General features: G+C 36.1%; 19 protein-coding genes and 1 pseudogene. 17 read left to right on the forward strand and 3 right to left on the reverse strand.

Annotated elements, in window-relative coordinates:
* Positions 1-3: 3 nt before the first annotated feature.
* Positions 4-1,407, reverse strand: a complete 1,404-nt coding sequence (gene bcaP / locus B5P42_RS00520; protein ID WP_113733460.1) for a branched-chain amino acid transporter BcaP — start codon at positions 1,405-1,407, stop codon at positions 4-6.
* Positions 1,408-1,769: 362 nt separating this feature from the next.
* Here bcaP and B5P42_RS00525 point away from each other — a divergent pair, with 362 nt between their 5' ends.
* From B5P42_RS00525 to B5P42_RS00570, 10 genes and pseudogenes are all read left to right on the forward strand, one after another.
* The gene (locus tag B5P42_RS00525; protein WP_002010790.1) at positions 1,770-2,897 is read left to right on the forward strand and encodes a cation:proton antiporter; all 1,128 of its coding nucleotides are present in this window, start codon (positions 1,770-1,772) and stop codon (positions 2,895-2,897) included.
* A gap of 124 nt (positions 2,898-3,021) precedes the next feature.
* Positions 3,022-3,351, forward strand: a complete 330-nt coding sequence (locus B5P42_RS00530; protein ID WP_000704964.1) for a hypothetical protein — start codon at positions 3,022-3,024, stop codon at positions 3,349-3,351.
* Between the two features lie 17 nt (positions 3,352-3,368).
* The gene (locus B5P42_RS00535; protein WP_002029960.1) at positions 3,369-4,232 is read left to right on the forward strand and encodes a MurR/RpiR family transcriptional regulator; all 864 of its coding nucleotides are present in this window, start codon (positions 3,369-3,371) and stop codon (positions 4,230-4,232) included.
* 155 nt (positions 4,233-4,387) lie between these two features.
* Positions 4,388-5,272: an N-acetylmuramic acid 6-phosphate etherase gene (gene murQ / locus B5P42_RS00540; RefSeq protein ID WP_113733369.1), complete on the forward strand. Its 885-nt coding sequence runs from the start codon at positions 4,388-4,390 to the stop codon at positions 5,270-5,272.
* A gap of 23 nt (positions 5,273-5,295) precedes the next feature.
* Positions 5,296-6,660, forward strand: coding sequence for a PTS transporter subunit EIIC (locus B5P42_RS00545; protein ID WP_113733370.1), 1,365 nt, complete (start codon positions 5,296-5,298; stop codon positions 6,658-6,660).
* Positions 6,661-6,710: 50 nt separating this feature from the next.
* The gene (locus B5P42_RS00550; protein ID WP_113733371.1) at positions 6,711-7,769 is read left to right on the forward strand and encodes a DUF871 domain-containing protein; all 1,059 of its coding nucleotides are present in this window, start codon (positions 6,711-6,713) and stop codon (positions 7,767-7,769) included.
* Positions 7,770-7,937: 168 nt separating this feature from the next.
* Positions 7,938-8,342: a DoxX family protein gene (locus tag B5P42_RS00555; RefSeq protein ID WP_001077751.1), complete on the forward strand. Its 405-nt coding sequence runs from the start codon at positions 7,938-7,940 to the stop codon at positions 8,340-8,342.
* Positions 8,343-8,524: 182 nt separating this feature from the next.
* On the forward strand, positions 8,525-9,325 hold the full coding sequence (locus B5P42_RS00560; protein ID WP_113733372.1) for an MBL fold metallo-hydrolase: 801 nt from the start codon (positions 8,525-8,527) through the stop codon (positions 9,323-9,325).
* Positions 9,325-9,729: a nuclear transport factor 2 family protein gene (locus tag B5P42_RS00565; RefSeq protein WP_113733373.1), complete on the forward strand. Its 405-nt coding sequence runs from the start codon at positions 9,325-9,327 to the stop codon at positions 9,727-9,729. The genes B5P42_RS00560 and B5P42_RS00565 overlap by 1 nt, the downstream gene beginning before the upstream one ends.
* An 88-nt stretch (positions 9,730-9,817) precedes the next feature.
* Positions 9,818-10,228, forward strand: a pseudogene (locus tag B5P42_RS00570) (DUF6241 domain-containing protein); the annotation flags it as partial.
* Positions 10,229-10,237: 9 nt separating this feature from the next.
* Here the strand turns inward: B5P42_RS00570 and B5P42_RS00575 are convergent.
* Positions 10,238-11,149, reverse strand: coding sequence for a DMT family transporter (locus B5P42_RS00575; RefSeq protein ID WP_113733375.1), 912 nt, complete (start codon positions 11,147-11,149; stop codon positions 10,238-10,240).
* Between the two features lie 205 nt (positions 11,150-11,354).
* On the opposite strand from B5P42_RS00575, the gene B5P42_RS00580 reads away from it, so the two are divergent.
* Complete coding sequence (locus B5P42_RS00580; RefSeq protein ID WP_002140498.1) at positions 11,355-11,849, forward strand: Lrp/AsnC family transcriptional regulator; 495 nt, start codon at positions 11,355-11,357, stop codon at positions 11,847-11,849.
* A 287-nt stretch (positions 11,850-12,136) separates the two neighbouring features.
* Entirely contained in the window at positions 12,137-12,592 is a 456-nt protein-coding gene (locus B5P42_RS00585) for an N-acetyltransferase (protein ID WP_113733376.1), read from the forward strand.
* A gap of 78 nt (positions 12,593-12,670) precedes the next feature.
* On the opposite strand, the gene B5P42_RS00590 is transcribed toward B5P42_RS00585, so the two are convergent.
* On the reverse strand, positions 12,671-13,441 hold the full coding sequence (locus B5P42_RS00590) for an SDR family NAD(P)-dependent oxidoreductase (protein ID WP_002087389.1): 771 nt from the start codon (positions 13,439-13,441) through the stop codon (positions 12,671-12,673).
* 140 nt (positions 13,442-13,581) lie between these two features.
* On the opposite strand from B5P42_RS00590, the gene B5P42_RS00595 reads away from it, so the two are divergent.
* The 5 genes from B5P42_RS00595 (at position 13,582) to B5P42_RS00615 (ending at position 17,384) form a co-directional block, all read left to right on the forward strand.
* Complete coding sequence (locus B5P42_RS00595; protein ID WP_002188427.1) at positions 13,582-13,941, forward strand: MerR family transcriptional regulator; 360 nt, start codon at positions 13,582-13,584, stop codon at positions 13,939-13,941.
* A gap of 492 nt (positions 13,942-14,433) precedes the next feature.
* Entirely contained in the window at positions 14,434-14,790 is a 357-nt protein-coding gene (locus B5P42_RS00600) for a DMT family transporter (protein WP_002125474.1), read from the forward strand.
* A 1-nt stretch (position 14,791) separates the two neighbouring features.
* A complete protein-coding gene (locus tag B5P42_RS00605) occupies positions 14,792-15,106 on the forward strand; it encodes a DMT family transporter (RefSeq protein ID WP_000539672.1) in 315 nt (104 codons plus the stop codon).
* Between the two features lie 138 nt (positions 15,107-15,244).
* Positions 15,245-15,820, forward strand: coding sequence for a TetR/AcrR family transcriptional regulator (locus tag B5P42_RS00610; protein WP_113733377.1), 576 nt, complete (start codon positions 15,245-15,247; stop codon positions 15,818-15,820).
* Positions 15,821-16,181: 361 nt separating this feature from the next.
* Positions 16,182-17,384 carry an MFS transporter gene (locus B5P42_RS00615; RefSeq protein ID WP_088035229.1) on the forward strand — a complete coding sequence of 401 codons (1,203 nt, stop codon included), beginning with the start codon at positions 16,182-16,184 and terminating at the stop codon, positions 17,382-17,384.
* The last annotated feature ends 16 nt before the right edge of the window (positions 17,385-17,400 follow it).

Genomic DNA, 17,400 nt, shown 5'->3' on the forward strand with positions numbered 1-17,400 from the left:
TTGTTATGCTTCTTTCGTCTCATCATTTGTTTTTTCATTAGCTAGATGACTATGTTTTCTAGAGTAGAAGAAGTAGACGCATAAACCGACTATAAGCCAAATTGCAAAGCTGATCCATGTTGTTTTGGACAAATTAGTCATTAAATATAAACAACAAAGAATAGCGACAACCGGTAGTGCAGGTACGAGAGGTGTACGAAAGCCTCGTTTTAAATCAGGATGAGTTTTCCGTAAAATAAGTACAGCAAAGCAAACGAATGTGAAGGCTGTTAACGTACCGATGTTTACTAAATTCGCTAGTAAATGTAGGTCTAAAAGTCCTGCTAATAAAGCTGCAAATACTCCAGTAATCCATGTGTTTAATAAAGGGATTTTTACTTTTTTATTTACGCGTGATAAAGCTTTTGGGAGTAAGCCGTCTCGGCTCATTGCATAAGAAACACGAACTTGTCCATACATAACGACTAAAAGAACGGTTGTCATTCCTGTCATCGCACCAACTGCAAGTAGCCCCGCAATAGTATCTTCACCAACGAAATGTAGTGCAAATGCAACTGGATCAGAAACGTCTAATTGCGTATAAGGAACCATGCCTGTTAAAACGAAAGATACGATCATGTATAAAACTGTACAAATAAGAAGGGAACCGATAATGCCAATTGGTAAATCACGCTGCGGTTTTTTCGTTTCTTCTGCCGCGGTTGCGATTGCATCAAAACCTAAAAAGGCGAAGAAGACAGTGGCAGCTCCGGTAATAATACCGTCGTACCCGAATGGAATGAACGGTGTCCAATTTTCAGGCTTTACATATTTTGCACCTGCTACGATAAAGGCGATAATAACTGCTAATTTTATAAGGACCATAACATTATTAATGCGTGCGCTTTCGCGTATACCAAAACTTAAAAGCCCAGTAATGAGAAGTAAAATACAAGCAGCTGGTAAATCAATGAGACCACCTTTTCCTGTACCAGGGGCCGAGGCTATTATGGCGGGCAGATGGATGTTAAATCCTTGTAGTAAAGATTGTAAATAACCAGACCAACCGACAGCTACTGCGGCGACGGCAAGTAAATATTCGAGCATTAAACACCAACCAACGATAAAGGCGACAACTTCTCCGACAGTCATGTATGCATAAGTGTAAACACTGCCTGAGACTGGTATAGAAGACGCGAATTCAGCATAACAAAAGGCTACACAAGCACAAGTAAATGCAGCAATAAGGAATGATAACATAATACCAGGGCCAGAATGTTTTGCCGCTACGATACCTGTTAATACAAAAATCCCTGTCCCAATTACGGCGCCGATTCCTAAAAACGTTAAATCGAGTGCCGTTAATGTTCTATCTAGCTGTCGTGGTGATTCAGTACTAAGCGCTTTTTTTCGTAATAATGACTTCACTTTGGACTCTCCTCCCATTTTTCATCTCCATAACTGCGAATAGTGTGAATCTATTGGAAAAGAGTACGTAAGTGAATAAAGGTACAGTTATGGTATGTAGTTTTTTGAAATTTCTGGATTAATTTTATTACAATTCAGAATATTTTGTCAAATAAAAATGTGACAAATAAAATGCGAATGAATAGGGGAAACTACTTGCAGGAATGGACGAGGGTTAACAGAGTGACAAAACCACTCATTAAAGTCTCACTTTATCCCGCATTAACTGCCGTAAATGCCCGATTGGTTTAACTAATAATCAGTGAGGATGGGGAAATTCCCCACTGATTAAAGTTTCACTTTATAAAGTAGGAGAAGATGTTATGTTATTTTATTTTGAACTTGTCGTCATTTTACTTTGTACGAAATTAGCTGGTGATATTAGCGTAAGACTCGGCCAGCCCTCTGTACTTGGTAAATTAATCGTTGGTATTATTATCGGTCCTGCTGTGCTAGGTATTATTAATAGTTCAGAACTTATTGATGAGCTTAGCGAAATCGGTGTTTTGCTACTTATGTTTATGGCAGGACTCGAAACTGATTTAGAAGAGTTAAATCGTAATTTAAAATCTGCATTCGCAGTAGCGATGGGAGGAATTATTTTCCCATTCCTTGGTGGGTATTTAGCAGGGCTTGCTTTTGGAATGTTACAGTCGCATGCGATCTTTTTAGGGTTATTACTTTGTGCCACATCGGTTAGTATTTCTGTTCAAACGCTAAGAGATTTAGGGAAAATGAATACGAGAGAAAGTACGACGATTTTAGGTGCAGCTGTATTTGATGATGTAATTGTCGTTATTTTATTAGCGTTTGTCATGAGTTTTTTAGGCACACAAGATGTAAATGTAACGCTAGTCATTGCAAAGAAAATCATCTTTTTTGTAAGTATTGTTTTCATCGCTTGGAAAGTTGTTCCGTGGATTATGAAAATGCTCGTACCACTTCGCGTAACAGAAGCGTTAATTAGTGCTGCACTTATTATTTGTTTCTCTTTTTCGTATTACAGTGAAATGATGGGAATCGCAGGTATTATTGGGGCATTTGCAGCAGGAATTGCGATTTCGCAAACAGAGTATAAGCATGAAGTGGAACATAAAATTGAACCGATTGCTTACGCGATATTCGTACCGGTTTTCTTCGTAAGTATTGGAATGGAAATTACATTTCAAGGTATCGGAAGCCAACTTTGGTTCATTATCATTATGACGCTCATCGCAATTTTCACAAAGTTAATCGGATCAGGTTTAGGAGCAAGACTAACAGGATTTAACTTACAATCTTCTATTAGTATTGGTGCGGGAATGGTGTCGCGCGGGGAAGTAGCGCTTATCATTGCAGCAAATGGACTTGCGGCGAATTTGTTAGCGAAAGAAAATTTCACAGCGATTGTCATTGTTGTTATATTGACGACAATTATTACGCCGCCGCTTTTGAAGAAGTATTTTGTATAGAGAGGAAGGGCTTATCTGATGTAGGTAAGCTCTTTTTTTATTGCAAAATGCAGTGGTCATGTAGCATGAATGGATTGTAATTATGATAAAATCTATGTATGTGATATGACAAGGAGAGGGAAGTGTGAAGATTACAAAGGGGAAAGTTATAGGTGTAATCATACTTATTGCACTATGTATACCATTTACTGCATGGAAAGAGTCAAAAGTGAAAAATTTTCCAGTTTCTATTTTTTCTTCCTATGTAGAAGACGAAAACCCGAAAGACTATAAGTACACTGCTTTTGTACCTGACTTTGCAATTTGGATACATGGATGGGAAAAACAGCGATCTGAAGGTGAAATAACGTCATATAAAAAAGGGGATCGAACTGTAATTGTTCACCATCCACCTGGCAATGATGGTTTTTATCTATATGATACAAATGATATTAGAGAATATACGCAACCGTAAGAAGTGGAGGTTAAATAGTGAAAGCTTCAACACTACTATTTAAAATTGAAAGTAATATGGATCAATTTTCACCAGCTGAAAAGAAGGTTGCCATGTACATAATGGAGAATGCTGAGATTGTTCCGAATTTAACGACGAAAGAAGTGTCAACGAATGCAGGTGCAAGTGAGGCGAGTGTTGTTCGCTTTTGTAAATCGATTGGAATCGGAAGCTTTAAAGCATTTAAGATAGCGCTCGTTCGTGAATTAACGATTGCTGATTATAATATTAATGATTTTTCAGTGATGAATACGGAAGATGGACCGTACGATTTGTTTAATAAAGTTACATATGTGAATAAAGCTGCAATTGAGGCGAGCGTTACTGCGATAGATAAAAAGGAACTTGAGAAAGCTGCAGATCGTATTGTAAATGCGGATAAAATTATATTTTACGGAGTAGGCGGATCGGCTACTCCGGCGATGGACGGGGCTTATAAATTTACAAGGCTTGGATTTACTGCAATGATGCTATCTGATTTTCATATGATGTTGCCACTCGTCACGAATTTAAAAGAGGGAGATATATTTGTTGCGATTTCAACTTCTGGTCGTACGAAAGATGTACTTGAAATGGCGCAATATGCGAAGAAGCGAGGGGCTACAGTTATTGCGATTACGAAGCTAGACCAATCATCTCCGTTATATAAAGCGGCAGACATTCGCCTTTGTATGCCAGATGTAGAGCAAGACCATCGCATTGCGAGTATTGCTTCGAGAATGACGCAACTGAATATGATTGATGCTTTATATGTGATTACTTTCAATCGAATTGGTAATAAAGTATTAGATCAATTTATGGAGACGAGAGAAGAAGCATTACGGTTACGGAAATTGAAGTAGAAGAAAAGATGGGGAGACTCATCTTTTTTATTATCTTTGACACAAATATGTCATGTTGTGAAATTTTATTTCATAAAATAAGAAAGAGTTATTGATTTTTAGTTTCTTGAAGTTATAATAAAAGTGTGAAATATAATTTCGAAGAGGGTGACAATATGTTAGAAAATTTATCTACAGAACATCGCAATGAGAAGACGATGAATTTAGATGAGATGAGTATAAAAGAAGTGTTACAAAGTATGAATGAAGAAGATCGAACTGTTGCGTTAGCAGTTGAAAATGAAATAGAAGAAATTGAAAAGGTTGTACAAATTGTTACTAAGTCTTTTGAAGAAGAAGGCCGTTTAATTTATATTGGGGCTGGTACGAGTGGCCGTTTAGGCATTTTAGACGCAGTAGAATGTCCCCCGACATTTGGAACAGATGATAAAATGGTTCAAGGATTTATAGCAGGTGGATTGAAAGCGCTTACTAAGGCGGTGGAAGGTGCCGAAGATCGTGAAGAGTTAGCAAAAGAAGATTTAAAAAGTATTGGATTAAACGAGAAAGATACGGTTATTGGAATTGCAGCAAGTGGTAGAACACCCTATGTAATTGGCGGATTGAAATATGCAAGTAGCGTGGGAGCAAGTACAGCTAGTATTTCCTGTAATAAAAATGCTGAAATAAGTAAATATGTAAAACTAAATGTGGAAGTGGAAACAGGCGCAGAAATATTAACAGGCTCAACACGGTTGAAGGCAGGCACAGCGCAAAAGTTAGTACTCAATATGATTTCTACAGCGTCTATGATTGGTGTAGGGAAAGTATATAAAAACTTAATGGTAGATGTTCAATCTACAAATGAAAAATTGGTAGAACGCTCAAAACGAATTATTGTTGAAGCGACAGGCGCTAGTTATAAAGTAGCTACAGAGTGTTATGAGAAAGCAGATCGAAATGTGAAAGCTGCAATCGTTATGATATTACTACAGTGTGAATATGGGGAAGCACTAGAAAAATTAAAAGGTGCGAAAGGATTTGTGAAGAAAGCACTTTAAACTTTGGGGAGGGGGATTCTATTATGAAGAAAGAAGAGAGAATGGCCAAAGAGATTTCAGAGCAACTTGGGGGAGTAAAAAATATTCATGGCATTGCTCATTGTATGACGAGACTGCGATTAACGCTTCATGATGAAAGTAAAGTGAATATGGACCTTTTGAAAAAGGTTGAAGGGGTTATGGGCGTTATTGAAGATGAGACGCTTCAAGTTGTTGTTGGACCAGGGACAGTAAATAAAGTAGCAGCTGAGATGGAAGGTTTAACGGGACTGCGAATTGGTGAGGTGGCAGATCACCACCTTGAAGATCTTGGGCAAGAGATGAAGTCAGAGATTAAGAAGAAAAATAATACACCAGTGAAAAACTTTTTAAGAAAAATAGGAAGTATTTTCATTCCGCTAATTCCGGGGCTTGTTGCGTCAGGAATTATAAATGGGGTCGCTAACTTTGCGAAAAACGCAGGTGCTGACCCGAATGCAACGTGGCTACAAATGCTACTACTTATTGGCGGCGGTATCTTTACATTCTTAGGAATTTTAGTCGGTTGGAATACAGCGAAAGAATTTGGCGGGACACCAGTTCTTGGGGCAATTGCAGGTATTTTAATTTTTAACCCAGCGATGGCGAACGTAAAATTATTTGGTGAAGCGCTCGTACCCGGACGGGGCGGATTATTTGCAGTTATTTTTGCAGCATGGCTTATGGTTGTAGTTGAGAGACGAGTGCGAAAAGCTGTACCAAATGCAGTTGATATTATTGTGACACCACTCATTACTGTATTAGCTGTAAGTATAGTAACGATGTTAGCGATTCAGCCAGTAGCAGGCTTCTTATCTGATGGTATTACAAGCGGTATTAATGCAATTTTAAATGTTGGCGGAGCATTTGCTGGAGCTGTGCTTGCCGGAACATTTTTACCTCTCGTAATGGTCGGATTACATCACGGTTTAACACCGATTCATATGGAATTTATTAATCAAACGCACGTAACGCCTTTATTACCAGTATTAGCAATGGCTGGCGCTGGGCAAGTAGGAGCAGCAATTGCAATTTATGTGAAAACAAAAAATAAACGCCTTCGTAATGTGATTAAAGGTGGATTACCAGTAGGATTTTTAGGAATTGGCGAACCGCTATTATACGGGGTTACATTGCCACTTGGGAAACCGTTTATTACTGCTTGTTTAGGAGCGGCTGTCGGTGGTGCATTCCAAGCTGTTATGAAAACGGCTTCACTCGGAATAGGTGTATCAGGATTATCATTAATTCCGTTAATTGCTGATAATAAATATTTATTATATTTCCTTGGATTAGTAGTTGCATATACGTTCGGATTCATCTTTACGTACTTCTTCGGCTTTAAAGAAGAAATGGCAGAAAACATATAGAGAAAGGGATTCCTTTCTCTTTTTTTATATTAATAGAAGGAGAGATTCATATGATAGGAGTTTCAATTTATCTTTCAAAAGAGCGCGTAGAGAAACAAGAAGCATGGTTAAAACTAGCGAAAGAAAACGGATTTTCATCTATTTTTACATCTCTTCACATTCCAGAAGATGATCCGAATACGTATAAGGAGTTAATTCAAATACTTGGGAAACAAGCTCTCGAAAATGAAATGGAATTAATGGTTGATGTCTCTCCAAAATCGTTAAACCATTTAGGGATGACGTATGAAAATGTGGAAGAGTTATTAGACTTTGGCATTACTGGTTTACGAATGGATTACGGTATTACGCCAAAAGAAATCGCACGTGTATCTCATAAGATGAAGGTAGCTTTAAATGCGAGTACGATTACAGATTCATTTTGGACAGAGTTAATCATAGAAAATATAAAAGTAGAGAATGTAGAAGCGTGGCATAATTTTTATCCGCGTCCAGAAACAGGATTAGCAAAGTCCTTCTTACAAAAACAAAACGAATACTTACATGAGTGCGGAATAAAAACGATGGCATTTATTTCAGGAGATGGTGAAAAACGTGGTCCGTTATATGAGGGTTTACCAACTTTAGAAAAGCACCGCTATATGCGGTCACTTGAAGCGTATTTAGAACTTGTTCAAGAGTGTGACATTGATAAAGTGTTAATTGGAGACATAAGCGGGAGCCTAGAAAGTGTACAAGAAATCTCGAGTGCGAGTGGTGGGATTATTCCAGTGCGATATGAGTCATTTATAAATGCAAGTGAAGTATTAAAAGTGGTAGAGCAAGTGCATACAAATAGGTTAGATCCGGCTCGTGATGTAATTCGTTCTGTAGAATCGCGCGAAGAAAATAAAGTTGCATTACAACCGATGAATACAATTTCAAGAAAACGAGGCAGTATTACAATTGATAATGAATTGTATGGTAGATATGCTGGTGAAATGCAAATAGTTATAAATGATTTACCTGAAGATAGGAAAGTGAATGTTGTTGGAATGGTGATGGAAGAAGATGTGTCTTTATTGTCTTATATAGGTGCTGGGAAAAATTTTCAACTTTTTTCTAAGTAATAGAGCGAAAGCTTGAATTAGCACTATTTTATAAAAAACATTATCTGCAAAAAGGATAATGTTTTTTGGTTTCTTTAAAAAAGTATTTGACGAATGAAAAGAAATACCGTATTGTTTTGTCTTGTGAATAAATGTTCACCATAACAAAACAAAAAAGGAGAGTTCAGAATGAATCAATATATTGGGAATTTAATTATTCGTATCGTATTAGGAGTTACTTTTTTTGCACACGGTTTAGCAAAGTTTCAATCAGGTATTGATAACGTAGCAGGATGGTTTACAAGCATCGGTTTACCAGGTGGTCTTGCATACGGCGTAGCAACAGTTGAATTAGTTGGTGGTATATTATTGATTATCGGTTTAGGCGTGAGGTATGTAGGATTGTTATTCGCTCTTATTTTGGCTGGAGCTATCGTAAAGGTAAATGGAGCAGCAGGCTTATTAGGAGATGGAAAGAATCCGGGATATGAATTAGATCTTGCATTATTATCAATGGGTGCGTATTTATTCGTTGTAAAAGCAGAAGGATATGTAGATCGTTTCTTAAAAGAGAAAGTAATGAAGACGAAGTAAATTTCATTTTTTAAGTGTTGACTTGACGACTTGATGTAACTATAATGATTACATCAAGTCGATTAGTAATAAAATGATTCATATATTTTTTCATTCTAGTTGTGACTAAATTAGTTACAACTAGAATGAAGCTTAAAGAATAAAGGAATATAAAAGAGTAAATAAAAAGTGGAGGAAATAACATGTCAAAATTACATTTAGAGGTTTTTACAGGATCTGAGCAAGCATTTCAAGTTACATCCACAATTGTATACGGAGAAAAAGATGCAATTCTTATCGATGCACAATTTTTATTAAGTGATGCGCACCGTTTAGCAGCTCAAATTATTGAAACAGGAAAGAATTTAACTCATATTTATGTGACTCATTTCCATCCAGATCACTATTTTGGATTAAATGTATTACATGAAGCATTTCCAGAAGCGAAGATTGTTGCATTACGGAATACTGTTGAAGATATTCGTAACACATTTGAGAAGAAAGTGGAACAGTGGAAACCATCTATTGGGCATAATGTTCCGCATCAACCAATTGTTCCAGAGGAATTAACAGAAGAGAAATTGATTTTAGAGGGAAATGATTTAATCATTAAAGGTGGTTTGCAAGGTGATACACCGAATAATAGTTATGTATGGATTCCATCATTAAAAGCCGTTGTTACAGGCGATATCGTTTATAACAATACTTTCGTATGGACGTTAGAAACAGATGCTGAAGCTCGTCATAAATGGTTAGAAACATTAAGTGAACTTGAAAATCTTCATCCTGAAATTGTTGTAGCGGGTCATCGTGATTATGACGTACCAAATACAGCAGACGCGATTAAACATACTCGTAAATATTTAGTTGCATTTGACGAAGTTCTTGCAGGAAATCCTTCAAGTGAAGAAATTCAAACGGCAATAAAGGAGCGGTTCCCGCACGTTAAAGCGTTAGAAATTGGACTTGTTTTAGCGGCAAACACGTTTGGGGTGAAAAAATAATGAAGCAAAAAACAAATTTAGAAATTATTCAAAGCACATATGAAGGACCATCTTCTTCAAATGCAAAACATTTAGCGGAAGCTCTCTCTGAAAAAGTAGAGTGGACAGAGGCAGCAGGTTTTCCGTACGGCGGAACGTATATAGGTACAGAAGCTATAATGGAAAATGTATTTAGTCGTTTAGGATCAGAATGGGATGATTATAAAGCGAGTGTAAAGACGTACCATGAAGTAAACGGAAAAGATGTAATTATTGCTGAAGGTGTTTATTCAGGAGTTTATAAAGAGACGGGAAAATCATTTGAGGCGGAATTTGTTCATGTATGGCAGCTTAAAAATGGAAAAATCGTGAAATTTAAGCAATATGTGGACAGTTACATTGTACGAGAAGCGATGAAGGCTTAAAATAAAATAAGGAAACAAATGGAATCGACTATGTGCAGGCGATTCCATTTGTTTATGTAATTATTAGGGGGAATGGGGAGTACATAATATGAAAAAATGGATAATAGGGACAATTACAATGATTGTAATTGCGGTAGGAGCTGTATTCGGTGTTACTAAACTTCTTAATTATATAGAGGAGGAGGAGAAGAGCCTTAAAGTACAAAAAGTAATGGATCAACAGGAGAAGAAAGTAAAGGAAGAGAAGCCACAAGTTAGTGAAGATGAAATTATTTCTACAATGCATAGGATGGTACATCAAAAAGTGAAATCCTCTGAGAAATGGGGATTTATCGAAATGACAAATAAGGAAATTAGTAGTGCGAAGAACGCAGTAGAAAGCAGTACTAATTTTAAATATAAATCAAAGCTACTTTCTACTTTAGAGCGCTGGGAGAAAGGGGATTTTTCACAGACGGTTGAGGAGCATAACTTTTTGTGGGAAATTCAAGGTGGTGATGCTTTTTCATTAAGAATGCTTTCGTACTAAAGCTCTAGTCGTCTGAGGAGAAACAGTTTTAAAATGAGAGAATAAATAGCACCCTGTAACGACGATAATTGTCCCGAAAATTTGAATCCATGTTAGTTCTTCTCCAAGGAAAATAAATGCTAAAATAGCTGTGAAAATTGGATTGAAATTTAGAAAAACCCCCGATGTAGTAGCGCCTAATTTCTGTACACCAATATTCCAAAACACCATACAAAGTACCGTTGAAATGAGTCCTGTATATAAAAGTGATGTAATGAAAGAAGAATTAATATTGGAAACAGTGAAGCTTCCTATGTTAAATGGTAGTAATAAAATAACGCCGAAAATACCAGAATATAATGTTGCCATGAGTGGTGTAGTTGTTTTTGTAGCCCATTTACTACAAACAGAATAGATTCCCCAAATACAAACAGCCGCAATCATCCATAAATCTCCGCTATTAAAATGTAGTGAAAATAAAAGAGCGAAATTTCCTTTTAAAAGGACGAGCATAACCCCGAAAAATGAAAGAATCATAGAAAGAATTTGAAGTGTATTTACTTTTTCTTTTAGAAATAGCACAGAAAATAATGCAATTGAAATAGCGTTCAATGTAGAAATAAGACCTACATTCGTTGCGGATGTTTTTTCTAGTGCTAAAAATTGAAAAATGTTAAAAAGAACGACTCCTGAAATTCCCATAAGTATTAACGGAAGTATTGCAGAGCGTGGTGGAATGATTTTCTTCTCTTTAAACCATACCATTGGTAATAAACAAATGATCGCAATTAGCCATCTTAAACTTGTCAGTGTCATCGGAGATGCATGATCGACGAGTGATTTCCCAACGACGAAATTTCCTCCCCATAATAAGCTTGTTAATAATAGTAAAAAGACATAAAAATAAGGCATGCTAAAAACCCCTTTGTTGAAATAAGAATGAACTGTAAATAATTTTAGCATTTTTCTTTATTATCTAATATATTCTTTTGTATAATGGTGAAAACTCGATAAAATGTTTCGTTAGAAATCTATTTTGCAGAAAAATATTCAGTTTTATATAAGTTATGAGATGTTTCTTCGAATAATCATCGGTAAGAAAAAAGGAGGGATTTTGATGGAGTCATCTGTTATTAAAGTGTTAGATGATTTAGATGTACAAATTTTAGATATATTGCAGAAGGAGTCACAAGTAAGTAATGCAGAACTAGCACGCCGCGTTAATTTATCACCAGCTGCTATGCATGCAAGAATAAAAAGATTAGACGGGGAAGGATTCATTGATAAGCAAGTAGCAATTTTAAATCAAGAAAAGCTTGGATTTGATTTATTATGTTTCATTTTTATGAGCACGAATATTCATCAGTATGAAAAGCTTGAAGTGTTAGAACGAGAATTAGAATCTATGCCTGAAGTGTTAGAATGTCACTGTTTAACAGGAGAGTATGATTATTTATTAAAAGTTGCAAATCGTGATCGTAAGGAACTGGAGCATTTTATTAGAAAGCTGAATAAGCTTGGTATTACACGTATACAGACGAGTTTAGCACTTCGTGAAATTAAATATTCAACGGTATTACCGATACGAAATGAAGAACCAAGCATCGATTAAGTTGCTTGGTTTTTTGTTTGTGTAAAGTGAAACTTTAATCAGTGGGGGTTTTGTTCATCCACCACTGATTATTAGTTGAACCAATCGGGCGTTTAGGGGCAGTTGATCTCCCATCTACCTTCTTTGCTTCAGCCGAATTTTGAGGTGGGAGTCTTACTGCCCGTTAATGCGGGATAAAATTCAGAAAAATAATTGACGAGGAGAAAAGAGGGATGTATTATTATATAAAATTACGAATTAATATTCATTTTTTATAAATATTAATGTGCTGGGTAAGGGGATATAATATGGAAATTTGTAATGCGGTTACAAGTGATGTGAAAGAGATTTATAACTTAATTGAAGTGTACGCGAAAGAGGGAGTTGTTTTGCCACGTTCTCTCTTGTCTCTTTATCAATATTTACAATGTTTATATGTCATGAAAGAAGAAGAGAATGTTATTGGAGTTGCTGGTTTACATGTGTTAGGAGAGGATCTTGCAGAAGTACGATCGTTAGTAGTTTCGCATACATATGCAGGAAAAGGGATAGGGCGTATGTTAGTGAATCATGTAATGAATGAGGCAGCAAAAATAAAAGTGAATAGAGTAATTTCTTTAACATATGAAACGGATTTTTTTCAAAAGTGTGGATTTGATTTTGTAAATAAAGAATTGCTGCCAGAGAAAGTATGGGTTGATTGTAGACATTGTCCAAAAGTCAATTATTGTGATGAAGTGGCGATGATTCGGCATGTTGGATGAAATTTTTAGAGAGAAAAAAGGCCCACTATTATTTAAGAAATAGTGGGTATCTATATTTTAATTAGAAATGAGATGTTGTTAAGAATTTGAATTCGTTTGTCTTACTGCAAAATTAAAAATGGGATTTTTAAGCTCATAGTTATAAGTAGAACCATCGACAAGTCCTACAACTTTATCGCTATCATAAAGGTCGAGCATAAATTGTGCCATTTGTTTTGCAGTGTGGAATTTCGGTACAACATTATCGTATTGGAACTCATCAATATCAAATGAACGTTTTGCGAATTCTGTTTCAGTTGCACCAGGAGCTAAAACTTTTGCTTGTAGTTTTGCACCTTGTTCTTTCAGTTCGTGAGATAGTCCTTCAGTAAATGCACTTACATAAAATTTCGTAGCGCAATACGTAACAGCATTGGCAACAATCGTATATCCACCGCCTGATGAAACGTTAATAAGCTGTGTTCCTTCGGTCATTGAATAATCTCGAACGAAAAGGGAAGATAGTATTGTTAGTGCTTCTATATTTACATGCAACATCGTTTCTATCTTGTTTAAATTTTGTTCAGCAATTGAGGCGAAATTACCAAAACCTGCGTTGTTAATCCACGTTTCAATTTGAAAACTTTGTAGACTTTCATAAAATTTATAAACTTCTTCAGTGACTGATAAATCAGTTCTTCGAATGACAACATCCAATTCCGGATGCATTTCGTTAATTTTCAATTTTAATTCTTCTAATTCTGCTTGTCTTCGAGCTACAAGTATTAAGTTTTTTCCGCGAGATGCAAAGGCTAAAGCGGATTCATAGCCAATTCCTGAACTAGCACCAGTAATAACAGTATATTTCATATAAAAGCCTCCTAAATTCAAATTAATTTATCATGGTTAGATTGTATTTGTTAGAGTATACTCTAAGTCAAATGTTTTTTATAATTTGGATAAGGCAGTAAAATATATGAGAGTAAATGGCGTGCGGAGGGAGAATGGTTATGTACACAATTAGCGAGGTAGCTAAATTATTAGGAGTGAGCACACATACATTACGTTATTATGAAAAGGAGAACATATTAATTGCAAATCGCGATGCAAATGGGAATAGATTGTATGAAGAGTCACATATAAAGTGGTTGCAGTTTGTAATGAAATTAAAACAAACACAAATGCCGATAGCGAAAATAAGAGAATATGCTAGATTATATTTAGAAGGGGAGCATACAACCGAAGCTCGTTTACAGCTCTTAGAAGATCATAGGAAATCTATTCAGATTCAAAGAGAAAATTTAGAAGTTACAGAGAAGATGCTCGAAAATAAAATTATTGCATACAAAGACTCGTTGAAAAGTAAATAGCGTACAAAATATTTCGTTCTTTGTTGCATGTTGAAAAGGGAGTACAGGTCTTTGTTTTGGAATTTATCTATGAGTATTTAATTATAATGTGCCGATAAATTAAAAAAGAGGAGTTAGCTAAAAGCAACTGCTCGATTCAAAGGGATCTCCAAGGGGGGAATGGAGAAAATATTATGTTACTACCATTATTGACAGATTATTAAGAAATATACATGTGGATTTAAGAAATTTAAAATATTTTTTAGTTAATAGAATCCGGGTGTTGACACTTTATCAATTGGTCATGTAGAATGTTTATGAATGACATTCAGTCATTTTTTCTGTGGAAGGGTGTAGATAAGCAACTTTTATATGTAGTTAGCTTAATAACGGAACAAATATAAGGATAAATGAGGATGATATTGGTTTTTTAAATAGTAGTTAGAGTGAGATTATATTTTTTAAATCAAAAATGACTGACGGTCAGTCAGTAAATAATAGAAGGTGAGAGATATGAAAAATAAAGCTTGGTTATATGTCATATTAACATGTATCTTTGAAATTTTTTGGGTGTTTGGTTTTAATACAGCTCATACTTGGTGGCATTGGGTCATTATTGTAGGAGTTATCGCTGTTGATTTTTACTTCCTATCGAAAGCGTGCGAACATCTTGCAACAGGGACTGTATATGCTGTGTTTGCCGGAGCTGGTACGGTTGGTACTTTCCTAATGGATGTATTCCTTTTCGGCGGCAGTTTCAGTTTAGGAAAGCTATTCTTTATCGTAATGGTCGTAGCGGGCGTTATCGGTTTAAAATTAGCTGATAATAAAGAAGAAACCGCGGAAGAAATTGTGAAAGGAGCTGCTTAAAATGGGTTGGTTTTTCGTATTTTGTGCTGCAATTAGTGAAATAGTCGGTGTGATAGGCCTTAAAATGTATAGTAAAGATAAGACGTTAGCAAATGGAGCGATTTATATAGGTGGATTTGCAACTTCCTTTGCATTCTTATACACATCTTTCTTGTTCTTACAAGTAAGTGTAGCTTATGCGGTTTGGATTGGCATTGGAACAGCAGGAGCTGTTTTATTAAATATGTTTCTGTTTGGTGAATCGAAAAGTAAGGCACGTTTGATTAGTGTAGCTCTTATTGTATGTGGAGTTACGGGGTTAAAAGCTCTTTCATAAGAAAAGGATATTAAAGTTAAATCTCCTAACGATTTGTTGGGAGATTTTTATTATGAAAAGTGCACGATGATTGACAGTACAGCTAGTTATTTTATAAAATGAGTGACAGTCATTTAATACGCGTGTGAAAGGGTTTAGATGATGAATAAAAAAGAAAAAATTGTCTATGCAGCTATTGAAGTGTTTCAGGAAAAGGGCGTTGAAAAAACGAAGATTTCTGATATCGTGAAATTGGCTGGCATTGCACAAGGAACTTTCTATTTATATTTTCCTTCTAAGTTATCTGTTATGCCTGCAATAGCAGAAGTGATGGTTGGGAAGATGATACTTGCAGTGAAAGAAAAAGTACAGAACGATTCACCTTTTTCAAGTAAAGTTGAGCAAGTAATAGATGCAGTATTTACCTTTATAGCTGAATATCGTGAAATACAAGCATTAATGTATGCGGGCCTTGCATCAACTGAACATATAAAAGAATGGGAAGCTGTATATGAGCCTCTTTATATATGGCTAAGTGACTTTTTAAGTGAGGCAAAAGAATCAGGTGAAATTCGTGATTCGGTTCACGCAGAGCGAACAGCGAAGTTATTTATCGCTCTTGTTGAATCAGCAGCGGAACAAGTTTATTTATATGATCATAAAGATGATGAGCAAGTCGAGCTACAAAAGGCAGAAGTACTAGATTTTTTAACACATGCACTACATATAAAGTGAAACTTTAAACAGTGGGAGGGTTCATCCCCACTGTTTATTAGCCTTCACCAATCGGGCATTTAAGGGCAGTTATCTCCCACCTAACTTCCTCGCATTCGCTGAATTTTGAGGTGGGAGTCTTACTGCCCGTTAATGCGGGATAAAGAAGTAGTAAGATGAACCTGTCTGAAAAGGTAGGTTCATTTCTGCGGGAAACTGAATGATAGTCATTCACCCTGTGTTTATGTATGTGTGGAAGGATAGAGTGAAATTCTAATGAGTGGGGACATCTTTACTCAGTATGAGCCCACAAATAGCAGGATAAAGAAAAAACTTCTTGGGCATTATTTTTGAGAGGAACTACGGGAAGAGGTGTTAAAAATTGAAGAAACCGATAAAAGAACAAAAGATGGTATTGATCATTCTTTTGAGTAATATATTTATCGCTTTTTTAGGGATTGGATTAATCATTCCGGTTATGCCGTCCTTTATGAATGATATGAATTTAACAGGAAAGACGATGGGTTATCTCGTTGCAGTGTTTGCGATGGCGCAGCTTATTACTTCACCTATTACGGGTCGTTGGGTCGACATTTACGGTAGGAAGAAAATGATAATCATTGGATTATTTATTTTTGGTGTTTCAGAGCTTCTTTTTGGATTAGGTACAGATGTGTGGATGCTTTATGCAGCGAGGGTGTTAGGCGGAATTAGTGCCGCGTTTATTATGCCGGGTGTTACGGCATATGTTGCTGATATTACTTCTATTCAAGAACGTCCAAAGGCGATGGGCTATCTTTCAGCAGCTATCAGCACCGGATTTATTATAGGGCCTGGAATCGGCGGGTTTATTGCAGAATACGGTATACGTGTGCCGTTCTTTGTGGCAGCAGTGATTGCCTTTGTTGCATGCGTGATTTCTATATTTATTTTGAAAGAGCCGTTAACGAAAGAAGAACTTGCAGAGATTGCAGCTAATACGAAAGAATCCAGCTTTATCGGAGATTTAAAGAAATCATTAAATCCAATGTATGCAATCGCATTTATTATTGTATTTGTACTCGCATTTGGATTATCAGCATATGAAACTGTGTTTAGCCTGTTCTCTGATCATAAGTTTGGTTTCACACCGAAAGATATTGCTGCAATTATTACGATTAGCTCCATCTTTGGGGTAGTTGTGCAAGTATTTATGTTTGGCAAATTGGTTGACATGTTCGGTGAGAAAGTATTAATTCAAATATGTTTAATTGTAGGTGCAGTATTAGCATTCGTCTCAACTGTAGTCTTTAATTATTGGAGTGTACTTCTCGTTACTTGCTTTATTTTCCTAGCATTTGATTTACTTCGTCCAGCTTTAACGACGTTTTTATCAAAAGCAGCTGGAAAAGAGCAAGGATTCGTTGCTGGTATGAACTCAACGTATACGAGTTTAGGAAATATCGCAGGACCAGCGATGGGCGGAATATTATTTGATATAAACATTAATTATCCATATGCATTTTCAGGTGTTGTTTTAATCGTTGGTCTCGGCATTACATTTATGTGGAGAGAGAAACAGCTAGCTCAAAGTTTTGCGAAGTAATAAAACCCCTTACGAT

Origin of the sequence: Bacillus sp. SRB_331 (assembly GCF_003264175.1) — a bacterium.
Taxonomy (GTDB): Bacteria; Bacillota; Bacilli; order Bacillales; family Bacillaceae_G; genus Bacillus_A; species Bacillus_A mycoides.